The organism is Bradyrhizobium sp. AZCC 1578 (assembly GCF_036924675.1).
GTDB lineage: Bacteria > Pseudomonadota > Alphaproteobacteria > Rhizobiales > Xanthobacteraceae > Bradyrhizobium.
Genome location: NZ_JAZHRZ010000001.1, coordinates 5,234,340 through 5,249,576 on the forward strand (window position 1 = coordinate 5,234,340; position 15,237 = coordinate 5,249,576).

Below are 15,237 nucleotides of genomic sequence, written 5' to 3' on the forward strand. Positions count from 1 at the left end.
CCACCATCTATCAACGAGTCATTAAGTGAATGGTGGGCACGCTTCGCTTTGCCCACCCTACGACGCTACGCAGCGCGGCAGCTACTGCTTCTCGATCCCCGCGGCCGTGATCAGCTTCTCCCACACCAGGAGCTGCTCCTTCACGAAGGCATCGAACTCTTCCGGCGTTCCGGAGAACGCCTCCATGCCGCGCTCGGCGAGTTGGCTCTTGATGTCGGGCCGCTCGACCACTTTGCGGATCTCCGCGTTCAGCCTGGTCACGATATCCTTCGGCAGGTTGGCCGGACCGAAATAGCCCTGCCACGAGGTGATATCAAAACCCTTCACCGTGTCGTCCATGGTCGGCAGATCGGGCAGCAGCGCCGAGCGCTTCTTGGTTGTCACCGCCAGCGCCTTCAGCGCCTTGGCGTTGACGTGCGGCAGGCCGGTCGGCACGTCGATGAACATCATGGAGACGCGGCCGGCGATCAGGTCGGTCAGCGCCGGCGGCGAGCTCTTGTAGGGAACGTGCAGCAAGTCGATGCCGGCGAGGCGGGCGAAGGTCGCGCCGGCGACGATCGCCGCCGAGCTGCCGCTGGCATAGGTGTATTTGCCCGGCTCCTTCTTGGCGAGCGCGATCAGCTCGGCCACGGAGTTGGCCGGAACGTCTGGATTGATCACCAGCATGAAGGGCAGGTCGCCGGTGCGCGCGATCGGCGTGAAATCCTTGATCGGATCGTAGGTCATGTTCTTGAGCAGATACGGATTGGCCGAATGCGACGTGTTGGTCGTCACGAACAGCGTGTAGCCGTCGGGCGCGGAACGCGCGACATAGCTCGCCGCGATCGAGCCGTTGGCACCCGCCTTGTTCTCGATCACCATGCCGGCGCCGAGCGCGGTGCCGAGCTCCTTCGAAATGATGCGCGTGGTGGTATCGGTGCCGCTGCCGGCCGCGAACGGCAGCACCAGCGTGATGTTGCGGTTCGGATAGGGCGCCTGCGCGGCAGCCGTGGCGATCATCGCCAGCATCAGGGGAGCCGCTGCGGCGACAGGCCGATACCGCTTCAATAACGCGAACATATAGTTGTTTCCTCGTTTGTTCTTATGTTGAATTGGCAGGCAAGCTAGCCTGCCGAGGGACAAAGTGGAAGCCGGTAAGACGCCAAGCCGCAGGCGCTGCTAAGCTTTCTTCGCCGAGGCCCGCCTTGACGCGATCACGACGCCGGCCAGCACCAGCGCATAGCCCACCAGATGGAATAACCGCAACTGCTCGCCGAGCAGCAGGATCGCCATCGCCGAGCCGAACACCGGCACTAGGTGGAAGAACGGCGCGGCACGATTGGGCCCGATCAGCGCCAGTCCGCGGTTGAAGAACAGGTACGCCAGCGTCGAGGGAAAGACCACGGCATAGCCCAGCGTCGCCATCGAGATCATGTCGAACTTCAGCGTCGCGCCGGTCGAGAATTCCCAGATCGAGAACGGCACCAGCATCAGCGCGCCGCAGCAGGTGGTGAATGAAATCAGCGATAGCGCGTGCGTCACCGGGCGGCGCGGGATCAGCGCCGAATACAATCCGAACGACACCAGGGAGCTCGCAAACATCAGGTCGCCGCGGTTGAAGCTGATGCCGGCGAGCGCGCCGAAATCGCCGCGCAGGATGATGGTCAAGACGCCGGCAAGCGAGATGGTGATGCCGGCAAGCTGCGCACCGGTCAGGCGGACGCCGAACAGCGCCAGCGACCACAGCGCAACAAACAACGGCCCCGCCGACTGGATCAATAGCGCGTTCAGCGCCTCGGTATATTGCAGCGCCCAGTAGGAGATCGCATTGTTGTAGGCAAAACCGACCAGCGACAGGAACAGCATCATCGGCAGATGCGCGCGCAGCACCGGCCAGTCCTGCTTTAGATGCGGCCAGGCGAACGGCAGCAGGATCAGAAAGGTGCCGATCCAGCGAACGCAGGACAGCGTCAACGGCGGTACATGCCCGGCAACATGACGCGCCAGCACGATGTTGCCGGCCCAGAACAGCGAGGTCAGGCTCAGCAGCAGGTAAGGCTGGTTGGTCAGCCACCGGACCGGATGGAAGGCAGGTGGCACTGGTGCGGGCTTGGTCATGGTCGCGAGGCGAGTAGGGCGAAAATTCCGCCGCACGACAAGCCCCGCGCGCGCAATGCTACAATGCCTTGCGTATCGGCTTGCGCTTTTCCTTTATGCCGTTGCGGAACAGGGCGGCTCCGCGCGAAGCACCCCCGCTGTCATACCCCGCGAAAGCGGGTATCCAGTATGCCGCGGCTTCTCGATTGATCGCGAAGGTCAGCTACTGTTCGTCATTGCGAGCGAAGCGAAGCAATCCATCGTGCGGCATAACGGATAGATGGATTGCTTCGTCGCCTTGCTCCTCGCAATGACGTGGTGAGATACTGCAACCCCTCAAATGCGCGGGATACCTGCGTCGTTGATCACCTTCGACCACTTGTCGATCTCCGACGTGATCAGCGCGCGCATTTGCTCCGGCGTGCTGCCGCGGACCTCGCCGCCGGTTGCCGTCTCCAGCGCCGTCTTCGTTGCGGGGTCGGCCAGCATCGACTGGATCTCCGTGTTCAGCCGCTTCACGATATCGGGCGGCGTGCCCTTCGGAGCCACCAGCCCGGCCCAGGTGCGAACGTCGAAACCCGCAACGCCGGCTTCCTGTACGGAAGGCACGTTCGGTAGCAGCTTGGTGCGCGCGGGCGAGGTGACGGCGAGGCCGCGAATGGCGCCGCTTTCGATCTGGCCTGCGAGCAGCACGGTGGTCCCGACGATCACGGGAACGTCTCCGGCGAGCAGGGAGGTGACGGTTAGTGAATCGCCGCGATAGGGGACGTGCACCATCTTGGTGCCGGCGGTGACGTTCAACAACTCGCCCGCGAGATGATGCGTGCTGCCGAAACCGACCGAGCCGTAGCTCAGGGCATCGGGCTTGGCTTTCGCCATCGCAATCAGGTCCGCCAGTGTCTTCGCCTGATGGTCGGCGCGAACCGCAATCACCAGCGCGTAGTAGACCATCGTCGACAACATATCGAAACTGTCGATCGGGCTATAGGCGAGCTGCTTGTACAGCGCGCCCGAGATCGCATGTGCGCCCGTGACGAGACCGATCGTGTAGCCATCCGGCGCGGATTTGGCGACGGCGTCCGCAGCGAGATTGCCGCCGGCGCCCGGCTTGGCTTCCACCACCACCGGCTGCCCCAGGCGCTTGGAAAGTCCGTCGGAGACGATGCGCGCCTGGGCGTCGGCGGCGCCGCCGGCCGCAAAGCCGTGCAGCAGCCGGATCGGCCGGCTGGGATATGTCTGCGCGGCGGCAATGGAAGGCGCCAGGCAGGTGAGGCTAAGCGCTGCGGCAGCGATGCAGCAGCGCAGGGCAAGCAATCGTCCGCGCAGGACGTTCAACGATCGAGCCATTTGTGTTTCACCCCTGGTGTTTTGTTTTTTGAACGTCAGTTCCGGCTGATGGTGGCGTGCGCGATTACTTCACGCCGCGCATCGTCGGAGAAAATTCGGTGGCTTCCTTGGCTGGCCCGACACCCCAGACGTCGCGCGGCAACCCGATCCAGGTCTTCGGCCGCTGCGGACGATCGTGGTGCCAGGGACGCGGCTCGAAATAGCCGAGCTCTTCGTCGAGCATCAGATCCATGCTGTAATAGAGCTCGATCAGGTAACCATCGGGGTTGTAATGGTAGACCGCCACGTTGTGGCCGGGTCCATGCCGCACCGGTCCCCAGAGAATCTGAAACTTGTTGCGGCCGAGCAGGTCGCAGGCCTGATGCATGTGTGAGGCGTCGCGCAGCTCGAAGGCGAGATGATGTAGACGGCCATCGGTACCGCGGGCAAAATTCATCGCATGATGTTCGGGGCCGCAGCGCATGAAGACGAAATTTTCCTCGATACGGTCGGAGATGCGGAAGCCGAGAACGTCGCCGAAGAATTTGGCGGTTCGCTCGGGATCGGGCGTATGGAGCGCGACGTGGCCAAGCTTGGCGACGGCAAGGCCACGGATCGGCTCGACTGCCTTGCAGAACTCCCATCTGGAAAACAATTCGATCCGGTGTCCGTCCGGATCGTTGAAGACGAGTGCCTTCGCTATTCCCGGCGCGGTGTCGCTCCTGATCTCCGATGTGATGCCGAGGCTTGCCAGCGATTTCTGCAGGTCGGCCGGATCGAGGTTGGGCGCAACTTCATAGGCGATGGAAGTCAATTGCGAGGCCGCGCCGCGTTCGAGAACCAGTGTCAGCTCCTCGGACTCGGTGCCGAGCAGGATCCGACCGTCACTGCGTTGGATGACGCCGAGCCCGATGATGGACTGGTAGTAGTCGAGCTGCGCCTCGATGTTCGGACTGGTGAAAGTGACGTGTCGCAGCCGCTTGACCTTGATCATCTCGTGACCTCTTGAATTCAGGCAGAATGTTTGGGCTGTGCGGGCATCCAGCTCAATCCGGGGTCATCACGATCTTGCCGAACGCCGCACCGGAATCGAGCAGTTCATGCGCGGCGCGAACTTCGGAGAGCTTGAAGCGATTGAAGATCGACGGGCGAATGGCGCCATCGGCGAGATAGCCGATCACCTTTCGCATGATGTCGCGCCGGCCTTCGCGGTCGTTATCGTAGATGTGAAAGGAGAAGCAGCGGATCGCCGGGCAGATGTCGAGATACTTCCGCATCTCGCCCATCAGGTTTTCCGTCGGCAGTCCGGCAAACGCGTTGTAGGAGACGATGGTGCCCCATTTATCGAGCGCGCCGAGATAGGAATAGAATTCGGGGCCGCAGACGTGATCGAGGACGAGACTGACGCCACGTCCGCCGGTCAGCGCACGGGTGCGGGCGACCACGTCCTCATCGCGATAATAGATGATCTCGTCCGCCCCCATCTTTCGCGCGAAGGCGGCCTTCTCCGGCGTGGAGACGGTGCCGATCACCTTCATCCCGGCGAGTTTTGCGAGTTGCACCAGCGACGTCCCGACCCCGCCGGCCGCGCCGATGACGAGGGCCGAGTGGGGCGGCGTAGCGGAGCCGCAATTGTGCAGCAGTGCCCAGGCGACCTGGTAGTTCGGCAGGCAAACCGCGTCCTCGAACGCCACGTTGTCCGGCAACACGTGCACCGCGTCGGCAGGCGCTGCGACATATTCGGCGTAGCAGCCGCCGCGCTGGGCAAGGTCGCGCGCGCTCAGGAGTACCCGCTGGCCGACGGCAAGCCCGTTCACCTGCGCACCCACGGCTTCCACGATTCCGGCGACATCATTGCCGGGATTGGCCGGCAGCGGCGGCATCCATTTGTAGACGCCGCTGCGGATCAGCTTGTCGGGCTGGCCAACGCCGAAGGCCTGGGCGCGGATCAGAACGTCCCGCTCGCCCAGCGCCGGCATCGGCACCTCGACATAGTCGAGCGCCTCCGGGCCTCCAGGGCGATGCACCAGTACAGCCTTCATCGAGCGGCTCCCTAACTGCGTATTTTCGAAAATATGTCTCATTACGAAAATCATTGCAACGGGATTCTTTTGGGCTAGGATCGCGGCCTTCGGGTCGCGAGAGAATCAATGACAACGACAGCCCTCAAGGCGCGTAAGGAATTCGGCAAGACGCTCGCCTCCGACATCGCACACCGGCTGCGGAACGAGATCGTCACCTGCCAACTCAAGCCGAATGAATCGCTGAAGTTCGACGCGCTGCGCCTGTCGTTCGGCGCCAGCTTCACGACGCTGCGCGAAGCCTTGACATTGCTGGTGGCGGAGGGGCTCGTCGTCGCCGAGGAGCAGCGTGGCTACAAGGTCGCGCCGGTGACGCTCGAGGACCTGCACGACCTGACGCATGCCCGCATCCTGATCGAGGTCGATCTGATGCGACGCTCGATCGAGAGGGGCGACGACGACTGGGAAATAAGGGTTATTTCGTCGCTTCACCGGCTCGCCAGGATCGAGGAGCGGGCGCCGGAAGATTATGCAAGCAATACCGAATGGAAGGTAGCGCACCGCCAGTTCCATGAGGCGCTGGTCTCGGCATCGGGATCGCCGACGCTGCTTGCCGTGCGAAACTCGCTGTTCGATCGCGCCGAGCGCTACCGCAATCTGTCGGCCATGTTCCGGCCGCACCCGCGCGACAAGGCCGGCGAGCATCGCGCGCTGATGCAGGCCGCGATCGGGCGCAACGCCGATCAGGCGTGCAATCTGATCGCCAGCCACATCCAGACCACCTCCAACAACGTCGCAAAATACGCTTCCGGCGTGATCAGCGCCGGCTGAACGCCTGCGGCCGCTAGCGGACGCCTTTTCTCATAAAGTGCTCGGTCGATGTCGCCCAGGCGACCGATTTTAGTTGCGTTCGGTAATATTTTCGAAAATAGTTGTCTCTGACGAAATTCCAGTTCATCAGCCCGTCCCAACCGAGAAGGATACACGTCCATGCGGCTGCTTTCATTTCTGAACAATGGCAGGGAGACCTGGGGAGCGATCGTCGGCGATGGCGTGGTCGACCTCGGCAGCAAGCTGCCCCACGCCACGCTGCAGGACTTCATTGCAAGCCCCGATTTCGAGAAGCGCTATCGTCTCGTGGCCGGCCACAAGCCCGACCTGAAGCTCGCCGACGTCAAATACCTTCCGGTGATCCCGCGTCCCGAAAAGATCGTCTGCGCTGTCCGCAACTATCTCGACCATCATCAAGAGGCGGTGGCCCACGGCATGAAGCGTGAGATCACGGCGTTTCCGCCGATCTTCCTGCGGGTGTGGCGTTCCCAGGTCGGCCACGACGCGCCGGTGATCCGGCCGAAGGTGTCGACGCATCTGGATTGGGAGGGCGAACTCGCCGTCATCATCGGCAAGCCCGGCCGCTACATTTCCGAGGCCGACGCCATGGGCCACGTCGCCGGCTATTCGATCTACAACGACGTCAGCGTCCGCGACTATCAGATGCATGCGCAGCAGATCGCGGCCGGCAAGAATTTCGTCGGCACCGGGCCGTTCGGGCCGTGGATGGTGACGACGGACGAATTGCCCGATCCGACCAAGCTGAAGCTCGAGACCCGCATCAACGGCAAGACCGTGCAGAAGTCGGACACCTCGTTCCTGATCTTCTCGATTCCGCGGCTGATCAACTACGCCTCCGAGATATTCGATCTGATGCCGGGCGACGTCATCGCTACCGGCACGCCTGCAGGCGTCGGCTTTACGCGCAAGCCGCCGATGTTCCTGGTGCCCGGCGACGTCGTCGAGGTCGAGGTGGAGAAGATCGGCGTGCTGCGTAACCCCGTGATCGATGAGGCCGCGCAGTGATGGCCCAAAGGACAGTCTACGACATCAGGAAGACGCAACTCTCGATCGAAGAAGTCTGGCACGAGCGCGGGCCGCGCCGGACACAGCCGCTATTGATCGGCACCGCGCTTGCCGTGATCAACAATCCCCATGCCGGCCGCTACGAGCCGGACCTGATGCCGTTTCAGGCTGGCTTGCGCGATCTCGGCCGGCAACTGGCGCGGACGTTGTGCGAGCGGCTGGGCGGCAAGGACGTTATCGAAGCCTATGGCAAGGGCGCGATCGTCGGCGGCGACGGCGAGCTTGAGCACGGCGCGGTCTGGCACGAGGCGGGTGGCGCTGCGATCCGCGAAGTGATCGCGCAGGCCAAGGCGATCGTGCCCGCCGCCAAGACCATCGGCGCGGTTGGCGCGCGGCTGATGGTCCCGCTCGGCCATATCGAGGCGGCTTACGTCCGCAGCCATTTCGGCACCGCCGAGATGACGATCTGGGACGCGCCCCGGCGCGACGAGATCGTGTTCGGGCTCGTCATGGCGACCGGCGGCCGCACCCACGCGCGCATCGGCGGCCTGTCGGTGGACCAGATTTCAGTCCACGACGGGCAGCGATGAAGCGTAGCGTTTTCTCGCGCAAACCGGTGCCTTCAACCGAGAAGCCGGATAGCCGGAGTTTCCGAGCTCACCCACTGAGCGGACATGCTGGAGGGCGCCAAAATCGACGCGAATGGCCGATAGCAGACCTAGTCCGGAAATCGGGGTATTCGTCCTTGGCACGACGGCCCGCCAAGGCGGGTATATTTTTCTTGAGCGACCGCCCTTGACGATCCCCTTCGGACATCCATATGCCATCCAAATGGATGGTATATGGATGGTAGTCTCATGTCGAACAATGTCCGCGAACTCAGACCAAAGCCGGCCGATACCGAGAAAATCACGATCAATCTGGGCTATGTCGACCTTGGGCACGTAGACCTCATGGTCCAGGAAGGGTTCTACTCGAACCGAACCGATTTCATTCGCACAGCAATCCGCAACCAACTCGAACGTCATGCGGATGTGGTCAAACAGTCGACCGCTCGCAAAAGTCTGGACCTGGGTCTACGGAATTACAGCCGTGAGGATCTCGAAGCGGTGCGACGAGCCGGCGAGATGCTGCACATTAATGTGCTGGGCCTTGCAACAATTGCCCAAGATGTCACGCCGGAGCTTGCTCGCGCCACGATTGCCTCGGTCTCTGTGCTTGGAGCCCTCCATGCCAGTTCGGCGGTGAAAACCGCGCTCGCCGACAGGACGCGGTGACGGCGATGCTGAACCAGGACATCATTCGCGAAGCTACACGTCTCACGCGCGCGGGCCGACTCGTCGAAGCCACGGCACTTCTCCAGCACATGCTTCGCGGTGAAAGGCAGGCGGACGCGACATTCCGCACCGATGCCATCGCCCTCCCGGGAGATAAGCAATCAATTGTAGACGCGAAAGCAAATCGGGTTCATGAAACGGGGAACTCGCAGTTACCGCGGACCATATCCGCGCAACCACGCAAGTTCAGCGCGCTATCAAATCGCACAAACAATTACCCTGCGCTCCGATTGCGGGGCGCAACCAAGCGGACTCCGCTATCCACGCGCGACGTCGTGCCGGAGGGTGCGAGATTTATCAAAGGTAGCTACAGCAATCCTGCGGGAAGCCGTGCATACAGGCTCTTCATCCCCAGCGGTTATCATGGGCAACCTCTTCCGTTGATCGTCATGCTCCACGGTTGCACCCAATCGCCAGAAGATTTCGCCGCCGGCACGAGAATGAACTTTATCGCGGAAGCGCAAGCTTGCTTTGTGGTCTATCCCGCGCAGCGTAGCGAAGCAAATCAGGCGAAATGCTGGAACTGGTTTCGCGCAACCGATCAGCAGCGTGACACAGGCGAACCCTCGCTTATCGCGGGGATCACGCGCCAAATCATGCGCGAGTACTCAGTTGATCCAAAGCGAGTCTACGTTGCCGGACTTTCGGCTGGAGCGGCCGCAGCTGCTATCATGGGAGCAACATATAACGATCTATACGCGGCCGTTGGTGTACATTCTGGCCTCGCGTGTGGTGCCGCCAACGACCTTCCCTCTGCGCTCCTCGCCATGCGACAAGGCAGCGGTTTCGATCATCAAGCGGTTTTAACCGACGGGCCAACTGTCCCGACCATTGTTTTTCACGGCGATCGCGACAGCACAGTGCACCCAAGCAACGGCGATCAAGTTATCAAGCAGTCCATCAAAGCAACGAGCACGGAAAGAAACGTGTATCGCGGGCAGGTGACTGGAGGTCACGCCTATACTCGCACCGTCCATAGCGACGGCAGTGGGCGCCACGTCTTCGAGCACTGGAGAATCCACGGAGCTGGACACGCATGGTCGGGGGGAAGCTTGGTGGGCTCCTATACTGACCCGCGAGGACCGGACGCAACAAGAGAAATGCTGCGTTTTTTCCTAGAGCATTCGCTTCCGTAGCAGTGACAGAAATGCGCGTCCTAAGCGGACGTCCGCCGACCAATCTGAATTTATGGGTTCACGCCCTATAATCAGAATTGGGCTCTAAAACTTCCGCACCAGATCCGGCGTGATCTCGCTTAGCTTGCGGATGCCAAGCAGCGCGAGGTCGCGGTCGATCTCGGCTTTCAGAAGCCCGATCGCGCGCTGCACGCCGGCTTGGCCGCCGGCGATCGCGGCATAGAGGAAGGGGCGGCCGACCCAGACGAAATGCGCGCCGAGCGCGAGCGCCTTGATCACGTCGGTGCCGCGGCGGATACCGCCATCGACCATGATCGTCATGCCCTTGGCTTCCGCCGCGATCTCCGGCAGCGTGCGCAGGCCGGAGATCGTGTAATCGAGCTGGCGGCCGCCATGGTTGGAGAGCATCACGCCATCGACGCCGCTCTCGCGCGCAACCTTCGCATCGGCCGGCGAGACCAGGCCCTTGATGACGAGCTTGCCCTTCCACCTCTTACGGATCAGCTCGACATGCTTCCAGGCGAGCTGGTCGCGGGCGCCGATGTTGCGCATCAGGTTCTTTGCCAGCACCGGCGGGCCGCGCTGCGCGTCCATGTTCTCGAAATGCGGCATGCCGTGGTTCATCACGGTGCGCGCCCAGATGCCGAACAGCCAGTGCGGATGCGTGACCGTGTCCAAGAACACGCGCGGCGTGATCGCAAGCGGCACCTGAAAGCCGTTGCGTATATTGTTCTCGCGGTTCGGCGGCACCGGCACGTCGGCGGTGACGACGAAGGTGTCGTAGCCGGCCGCCGCCACGCGATCGATCAGCGGCTCGATCCGTTCTGGGAGGCCAGCGAGATAGGCCTGATACCACGCGGCCTGATTGGCGGCGCGGACATCCTCCAGCGTGATCAGCGAGGAGGCGCTCAAGATCATCGGCACGTTCTCGGCTTTAGCGGCCTGCGTCAGCACGATGTCGCCGCGGTAGGCGCATAGCGCCGAAGAGCCCATCGGTGGAATCCCGAACGGCGCAGCGTAGGTCTTGCCGAACAATGTCGTGGTCTGGTCGCGGCCGGAGACGTCGTTGAGCACGCGCGGCACAAAACCGTATTCGTCGAAGGCTTTGCCGTTGTCGCGCAGCGCGGCATCGGTCTCGGCGCCACCGGAAATATAGCCGTAGAGAAATTTTGGGATCCGCTGCCGCGCCACGGCTTCGAAATCGTCGAGCGAAAGGTATTTTTGCAGAGCCCGCGGCACCGCGCTCTCGGTGCGGGTCACGGTCGGAGGCGGCGCAGCCAAGCTTGTGGATTTGTCAAGCACGTCGGGCGTTCCATTTTTTTGATTGTTATGCGAATGGCACCTTAGCGGCGGGGAGGCGGTCCGCCAAATTTCTGGCCGGCCTTGTTGACGGATTCGCTGACGTCGCCGAGCATTTTTCGCGTCTCGGCGATCACCCGCCCGGACTTCTTGTCGAAACTTTCGATCAGCTCGCGCAGCGAAATCACGGTCGGCAGCAGTTCGCCGCCATATTTGTCGCTGGCGAGGCTGCCGAGGAAATCCTTGGTCTTGTCCATTGCGCCGTCGACCGCGCCGATGCCGGATTCGGCGGTCGCGATGATGGACGTGATTTTCGCGCCATTGCCGGAGAGCGAGGCGGTGAACGTCTCGAAATTCCGCAAGGTATCCTTGATCGCCACCTCGTTGTCGGCGATCACGCGGTCGACGTTGCGCAGCGCCACGCGGATTTTTTCCTGGGTATTGAGCATTCCTTCCGGATCGGCGGTGAGCTCCGGAATGCCGTCCGCGCCCTTTGGCGGCGGCGATGCCTCATCGGTGCCGCCGGTAAACGAGATCGCCGCAATCCCCGTCAGCCCCTGAAATTCGAGGCCGACCTGGGTGTCGCTCTTCACCGGCGTGTTGCCGTCGATCATGGCGAGCGCGACCACGCGGCGCGGATGGTCGAGCTTCAGCGACACCACTTCGCCGACCCGGATGCCGGCGAAATTCACGCTGCCGCCGTTGCGCAGGCCGGAGGCCGAGCCTTCGAAGATCACGCGGAACGGCACCTTCTGTTTGATCCCGGCGAGCCTTTGATAGCCGAGCCACGCGCCAAGCGACCCGGCGATCAGGGCCAGGGTCAAGGTGCCGATCATCAGATTGCTGGCGCGGACTTTCATCGAAGGTGCCTTAACGAAGCAGGCCTAAGAGATAACGGCTTTATGACGGCAAGTCACCGCCGCGAACCACCCGGAACTGCAACGTGCACTCATAAATCGGCTGTAATGATGCAGGGGGTGCGATTCCGCCTTTCCTTCGGAAGCAGACATTGGCGCAGCCTGCCGGCATGTCGGGCTTGGGCCCATCTCGGATATCGGTTGCCGATGGCAGATAGCCTGCCGTTGATGCTAAAGTCATCACGCCTGTACGTGTCGCGTCGGAGCGCCGGGTGGAGGGGAAACAGCATGGCAGCGCGCGGATTAGATGGACTGCTCCTTTGCATGGGTCTCCTGCTTGCGATGCCGGCGCTGGCCGCTACGCCGACCGACCGGGGCGAGTGCGCCGCCAGCGCCGACAAGCCCGACGTCAATTTCGCGGCATGCAGCTGCATTATCGACGATGCAAACGTGTCGGTGGCAGAACGCGTCAAGGCTTTCAAGAGCCGAGGCCGCGGCTCCTTCAACAGCAAGGATTACGACCGCGCGATTGCCGACTACGGCGAGGCCATCAAGCTCAGCCCAAAGGACGCCTGGGCCTTTGCGCACCGGTGTGAGGCTTACGAGAGGAAAGAGGACCACGACGCGGCTATTGCGGATTGCACCGAGGCCATCAAGATCGATCCGAAATATGGTTGGGCCTACAACAACCGTGGTGTCGCCTACTACGGTCTGCATGAATACGACGCAGCGCTGGCCGACCACGCCGAGGCGATCAGGGTCAATTCCAGGGACGCGTGGGCCTATGCCCGCCGCGGCATGGCGTGGACGGAAAAGGGTGAATTCGACCAGGCAATCGCCGATATCACCCAGGCGGTCACAATCGATCCGAAATACGCCTTTGGTTTTGGCCAAAGGGGGCAGGCACTGTTCAGGAAGAGGTTGATCACGAAAAAAGGCGGATGGGAGCCCGCGATCGCAGACTACAGCGAAGCAATCAAGCTCGATCCAAATCTGCTTTGGCTGTACAGCTCACGTGGCGTTGCCTACAGCAACAATCGCCAATACGACCTCGCCGTCCCGGATTGCAGCGAGGTCATCAAGCGCGAACCCAACAATTCCGGCGGGTACAATTGCCGCGGCGTCGCTTACGAAGGCTTGAAGGACTATAGCCGCGCGATCGCCGACTATGATCAGTCGATCAGCATCAATCCAAAGAACGGCGTGGCGTATTGGAATCGTGGCAATGCCTATATGGCGCTGCGTAAGATCGATGACGCGATCGCCGACTATGACCAGGCGATCGCGATAAACCCCAAGGACTTCAACTCTTTCAACTCGCGCGCCAAAGCCTACGTCGCAAAGGGTGACAGCAACCGCGCGATTACGGATTTCACGCAGGCGATCCGGTTCGATCCGTCCTATGTCGAGGCCTACAACAACCGCGGCATCTCCTATGAAGTGCTGGGCCGCCGCGCCGAGGCGATCGCCGATTTCCGCAAGGCGCAATCAATCGACTCGGCCAACCGGGTCAGCAAGCAACAGCTCCGCGTGCTCGGTTTCTGACCGCGTGCCGCGAAGCCGCCACAAGCAAGAATGTCTGCAAGTGGGCCAATTTCAGCCGCAAGCCATCCTTCCTCCCGCGCGGGCTGTCGTATATGAGAGATTTGCCACCGGGAACGTGCCGATCGTCCTTTGGGAGCGAATTGGCGGCGTGGATGGCGGCTGCGGTCAGTTGATCCAAAATCCGACACTTCATCGCTGTAAGCGCGGACAGGCATTTCAACCGGGGCATGGCATGGTAACTCGATTTGCGACGGCGCAATCCAGAGTGATGCGGCGCTGGGGGTCTCCCGCCATTGCAGCGCTCGTGGCGATGGCGCTACTTGCGGCGTTGACCGCCGACGCCGCGGCGAGAGAGGCGCGCTCCGCGGCACCCACCGAGGTGACAGCACCGCGCGATGCAGGCGAGCCGATCATGGCGATCGTGTCGATCAAGTCCCAGCAGGTCACTCTCTACGACGCCGACGGCTGGATCCTGCGCGCGCCGGTGTCGACCGGCACCACGGGACGCGAGACGCCGGCCGGCGTCTTCACCGTCGTCGAGAAAAACAAGGACCACCGCTCGAACATGTATGACGATGCCGAGATGCCGAACATGCAGCGCATCACCTGGAACGGCATCGCACTGCACGGCGGGCCGCTGCCCGGGTATGCGGCTTCGCATGGCTGCGTGCGGATGCCCTACGGCTTTGCGGAAAGGCTGTTCGACAAGACGCGGATCGGAATGCGGGTGATCATCTCGCCAAACGACGCGGCTCCGGTCGAGTTTTCTCACCCCGCGCTGTTCGTGCCAAACGCGGAGGCCGTCGCAGCGGCTCCGGCGCGTGCCGAGACACTCGCGCGCGAGGCCGCGGAGGCCGCCAGGACAGCCGACGAGACGAAGAAAGCCGCCGTAACAGCGGCACGTGAGGCAGCATCGCTCACGGCGTCGCTGCGCAAGCTGGAAGGGCTCAAGAGGCGCGCCGACGCCGAGCTCGCGTTAGCCGACAGGGCGATCGGCGCCGCAAAGACGGACGAGGCCAGGGCGCGAGCCGAGGACCTCAAGCAAAAGGCCGCCGCCAAGGCCGCGGACCTGGGGACGCAGCTCGACACCGCCCAGGCCGACGCGAAGTCGAAGCCCACCGTCGCCGCGGCCAAGGACGCAGCCAAGACGGCAGCGACCAGGAAGGCCGACGCCGCCAAGGCGGCAAGCGCGGCGAAGCTCGCGCTCGAGCCGGTCTCGGTCTACGTCAGCCGCGCGACACAGAAGCTTTACGTGCGGCGCAACACGCATAAGCCGGCGCCGGACGGCGGCGGCGAGGTGTTCGATGCGTCCATCGAGGTTCCGGTCACGATCCGCAATCCCGAGAAGCGGATCGGTACGCATGTTTTCACGGCGATGGCGCATAGCGGCAAGGGCCTGCGCTGGACCGCGGTCACAATCGACAACGCCGATGACGCCAAAAGCGCGCTCGACCGCATCACCATCCCGCAGGATGTGCTCGATCGCATCGCGCCGACCGCATTGCCGCGATCCTCGATCATCGTCTCGGACGAGCCGCTGAGCCGCGAGACCAACTATCGCACCGAGTTCGTCGCGGTGCTGAGCAACCAGCCGCAGGGCGGCTTCATTACGCGCCAGCCAACCCCTGATGTCATTGCAAGCGGCAACGACTGGGGTGCCGACGGCTTCTTCCCCTTTTTCTCGCCCAATTCGAACCCCCAACCTGGCACTACGCGCCGGCGCGGCGGGCAGTACTATCAACAGGTGCAGCCGGGCTGGTCGTGGTGAGACGCGGCACAGGTC

14 protein-coding genes are annotated in these 15,237 nt (G+C 62.6%); 7 read left to right on the forward strand and 7 right to left on the reverse strand.

What is annotated here, in order from left to right; genetic code table 11:
• Positions 1–81: 81 nt before the first annotated feature.
• The 5 genes from V1290_RS25155 to V1290_RS25175 all read right to left on the reverse strand — a co-directional run bounded on the left by V1290_RS25155 (position 82) and on the right by V1290_RS25175 (position 5,444).
• The gene (locus V1290_RS25155) at positions 82–1,008 is read right to left on the reverse strand and encodes a Bug family tripartite tricarboxylate transporter substrate binding protein (RefSeq protein WP_442894140.1); all 927 of its coding nucleotides are present in this window, start codon (positions 1,006–1,008) and stop codon (positions 82–84) included.
• 150 nt (positions 1,009–1,158) lie between these two features.
• On the reverse strand, positions 1,159–2,097 hold the full coding sequence (locus V1290_RS25160) for a DMT family transporter (RefSeq protein ID WP_334366860.1): 939 nt from the start codon (positions 2,095–2,097) through the stop codon (positions 1,159–1,161).
• A gap of 315 nt (positions 2,098–2,412) precedes the next feature.
• Positions 2,413–3,423, reverse strand: coding sequence for a tripartite tricarboxylate transporter substrate binding protein (locus tag V1290_RS25165; protein ID WP_334366861.1), 1,011 nt, complete (start codon positions 3,421–3,423; stop codon positions 2,413–2,415).
• Positions 3,424–3,487: 64 nt separating this feature from the next.
• Entirely contained in the window at positions 3,488–4,396 is a 909-nt protein-coding gene (locus tag V1290_RS25170; protein WP_334366862.1) for a VOC family protein, read from the reverse strand.
• A 52-nt stretch (positions 4,397–4,448) separates the two neighbouring features.
• Positions 4,449–5,444, reverse strand: coding sequence for a zinc-dependent alcohol dehydrogenase family protein (locus tag V1290_RS25175; RefSeq protein WP_334366863.1), 996 nt, complete (start codon positions 5,442–5,444; stop codon positions 4,449–4,451).
• A 108-nt stretch (positions 5,445–5,552) separates the two neighbouring features.
• Between V1290_RS25175 and V1290_RS25180 the strand changes: the two genes are divergently transcribed.
• The 5 genes from V1290_RS25180 to V1290_RS25200 all read left to right on the forward strand — a co-directional run bounded on the left by V1290_RS25180 (position 5,553) and on the right by V1290_RS25200 (position 9,753).
• Positions 5,553–6,254 carry a GntR family transcriptional regulator gene (locus tag V1290_RS25180; RefSeq protein ID WP_334366864.1) on the forward strand — a complete coding sequence of 234 codons (702 nt, stop codon included), beginning with the start codon at positions 5,553–5,555 and terminating at the stop codon, positions 6,252–6,254.
• Between the two features lie 159 nt (positions 6,255–6,413).
• Entirely contained in the window at positions 6,414–7,280 is an 867-nt protein-coding gene (locus V1290_RS25185; protein WP_334366865.1) for a fumarylacetoacetate hydrolase family protein, read from the forward strand.
• Positions 7,280–7,870: an amino acid synthesis family protein gene (locus tag V1290_RS25190; protein ID WP_334366866.1), complete on the forward strand. Its 591-nt coding sequence runs from the start codon at positions 7,280–7,282 to the stop codon at positions 7,868–7,870. The genes V1290_RS25185 and V1290_RS25190 overlap by 1 nt, the downstream gene beginning before the upstream one ends.
• A gap of 267 nt (positions 7,871–8,137) precedes the next feature.
• On the forward strand, positions 8,138–8,557 hold the full coding sequence (locus V1290_RS25195; RefSeq protein WP_334366867.1) for a CopG family transcriptional regulator: 420 nt from the start codon (positions 8,138–8,140) through the stop codon (positions 8,555–8,557).
• A 5-nt stretch (positions 8,558–8,562) separates the two neighbouring features.
• Positions 8,563–9,753, forward strand: coding sequence for an extracellular catalytic domain type 1 short-chain-length polyhydroxyalkanoate depolymerase (locus V1290_RS25200; RefSeq protein WP_334366868.1), 1,191 nt, complete (start codon positions 8,563–8,565; stop codon positions 9,751–9,753).
• A gap of 84 nt (positions 9,754–9,837) precedes the next feature.
• Here the strand turns inward: V1290_RS25200 and V1290_RS25205 are convergent, their stop codons facing one another.
• A complete protein-coding gene (locus tag V1290_RS25205; protein ID WP_442894141.1) occupies positions 9,838–10,992 on the reverse strand; it encodes an alpha-hydroxy acid oxidase in 1,155 nt (384 codons plus the stop codon).
• Positions 10,993–11,096: 104 nt separating this feature from the next.
• Entirely contained in the window at positions 11,097–11,912 is an 816-nt protein-coding gene (locus tag V1290_RS25210; protein WP_334366870.1) for an MlaD family protein, read from the reverse strand.
• Positions 11,913–12,197: 285 nt separating this feature from the next.
• Here V1290_RS25210 and V1290_RS25215 point away from each other — a divergent pair, with 285 nt between their 5' ends.
• Positions 12,198–13,454, forward strand: a complete 1,257-nt coding sequence (locus V1290_RS25215; protein ID WP_334366871.1) for a tetratricopeptide repeat protein — start codon at positions 12,198–12,200, stop codon at positions 13,452–13,454.
• Positions 13,455–13,686: 232 nt separating this feature from the next.
• Complete coding sequence (locus tag V1290_RS25220) at positions 13,687–15,222, forward strand: L,D-transpeptidase (protein ID WP_334366872.1); 1,536 nt, start codon at positions 13,687–13,689, stop codon at positions 15,220–15,222.
• The last annotated feature ends 15 nt before the right edge of the window (positions 15,223–15,237 follow it).

Coding starts and splice junctions, on each gene's coding strand:
- V1290_RS25185 (WP_334366865.1), top strand. CDS start 6,414: ATGCGGCTGCTTTCATTTCTGAACAATGGCAGGGAGACCTGGGGAGCG.
- V1290_RS25155 (WP_442894140.1), bottom strand. CDS start 1,008: ATGCTGGCGATGATCGCCACGGCTGCCGCGCAGGCGCCCTATCCGAAC.
- V1290_RS25165 (WP_334366861.1), bottom strand. CDS start 3,423: ATGGCTCGATCGTTGAACGTCCTGCGCGGACGATTGCTTGCCCTGCGC.
- V1290_RS25195 (WP_334366867.1), top strand. CDS start 8,138: ATGTCGAACAATGTCCGCGAACTCAGACCAAAGCCGGCCGATACCGAG.
- V1290_RS25170 (WP_334366862.1), bottom strand. CDS start 4,396: ATGATCAAGGTCAAGCGGCTGCGACACGTCACTTTCACCAGTCCGAAC.
- V1290_RS25175 (WP_334366863.1), bottom strand. CDS start 5,444: ATGAAGGCTGTACTGGTGCATCGCCCTGGAGGCCCGGAGGCGCTCGAC.
- V1290_RS25210 (WP_334366870.1), bottom strand. CDS start 11,912: ATGAAAGTCCGCGCCAGCAATCTGATGATCGGCACCTTGACCCTGGCC.
- V1290_RS25220 (WP_334366872.1), top strand. CDS start 13,687: ATGGTAACTCGATTTGCGACGGCGCAATCCAGAGTGATGCGGCGCTGG.
- V1290_RS25160 (WP_334366860.1), bottom strand. CDS start 2,097: ATGACCAAGCCCGCACCAGTGCCACCTGCCTTCCATCCGGTCCGGTGG.
- V1290_RS25190 (WP_334366866.1), top strand. CDS start 7,280: ATGGCCCAAAGGACAGTCTACGACATCAGGAAGACGCAACTCTCGATC.
- V1290_RS25215 (WP_334366871.1), top strand. CDS start 12,198: ATGGCAGCGCGCGGATTAGATGGACTGCTCCTTTGCATGGGTCTCCTG.
- V1290_RS25180 (WP_334366864.1), top strand. CDS start 5,553: ATGACAACGACAGCCCTCAAGGCGCGTAAGGAATTCGGCAAGACGCTC.
- V1290_RS25200 (WP_334366868.1), top strand. CDS start 8,563: ATGCTGAACCAGGACATCATTCGCGAAGCTACACGTCTCACGCGCGCG.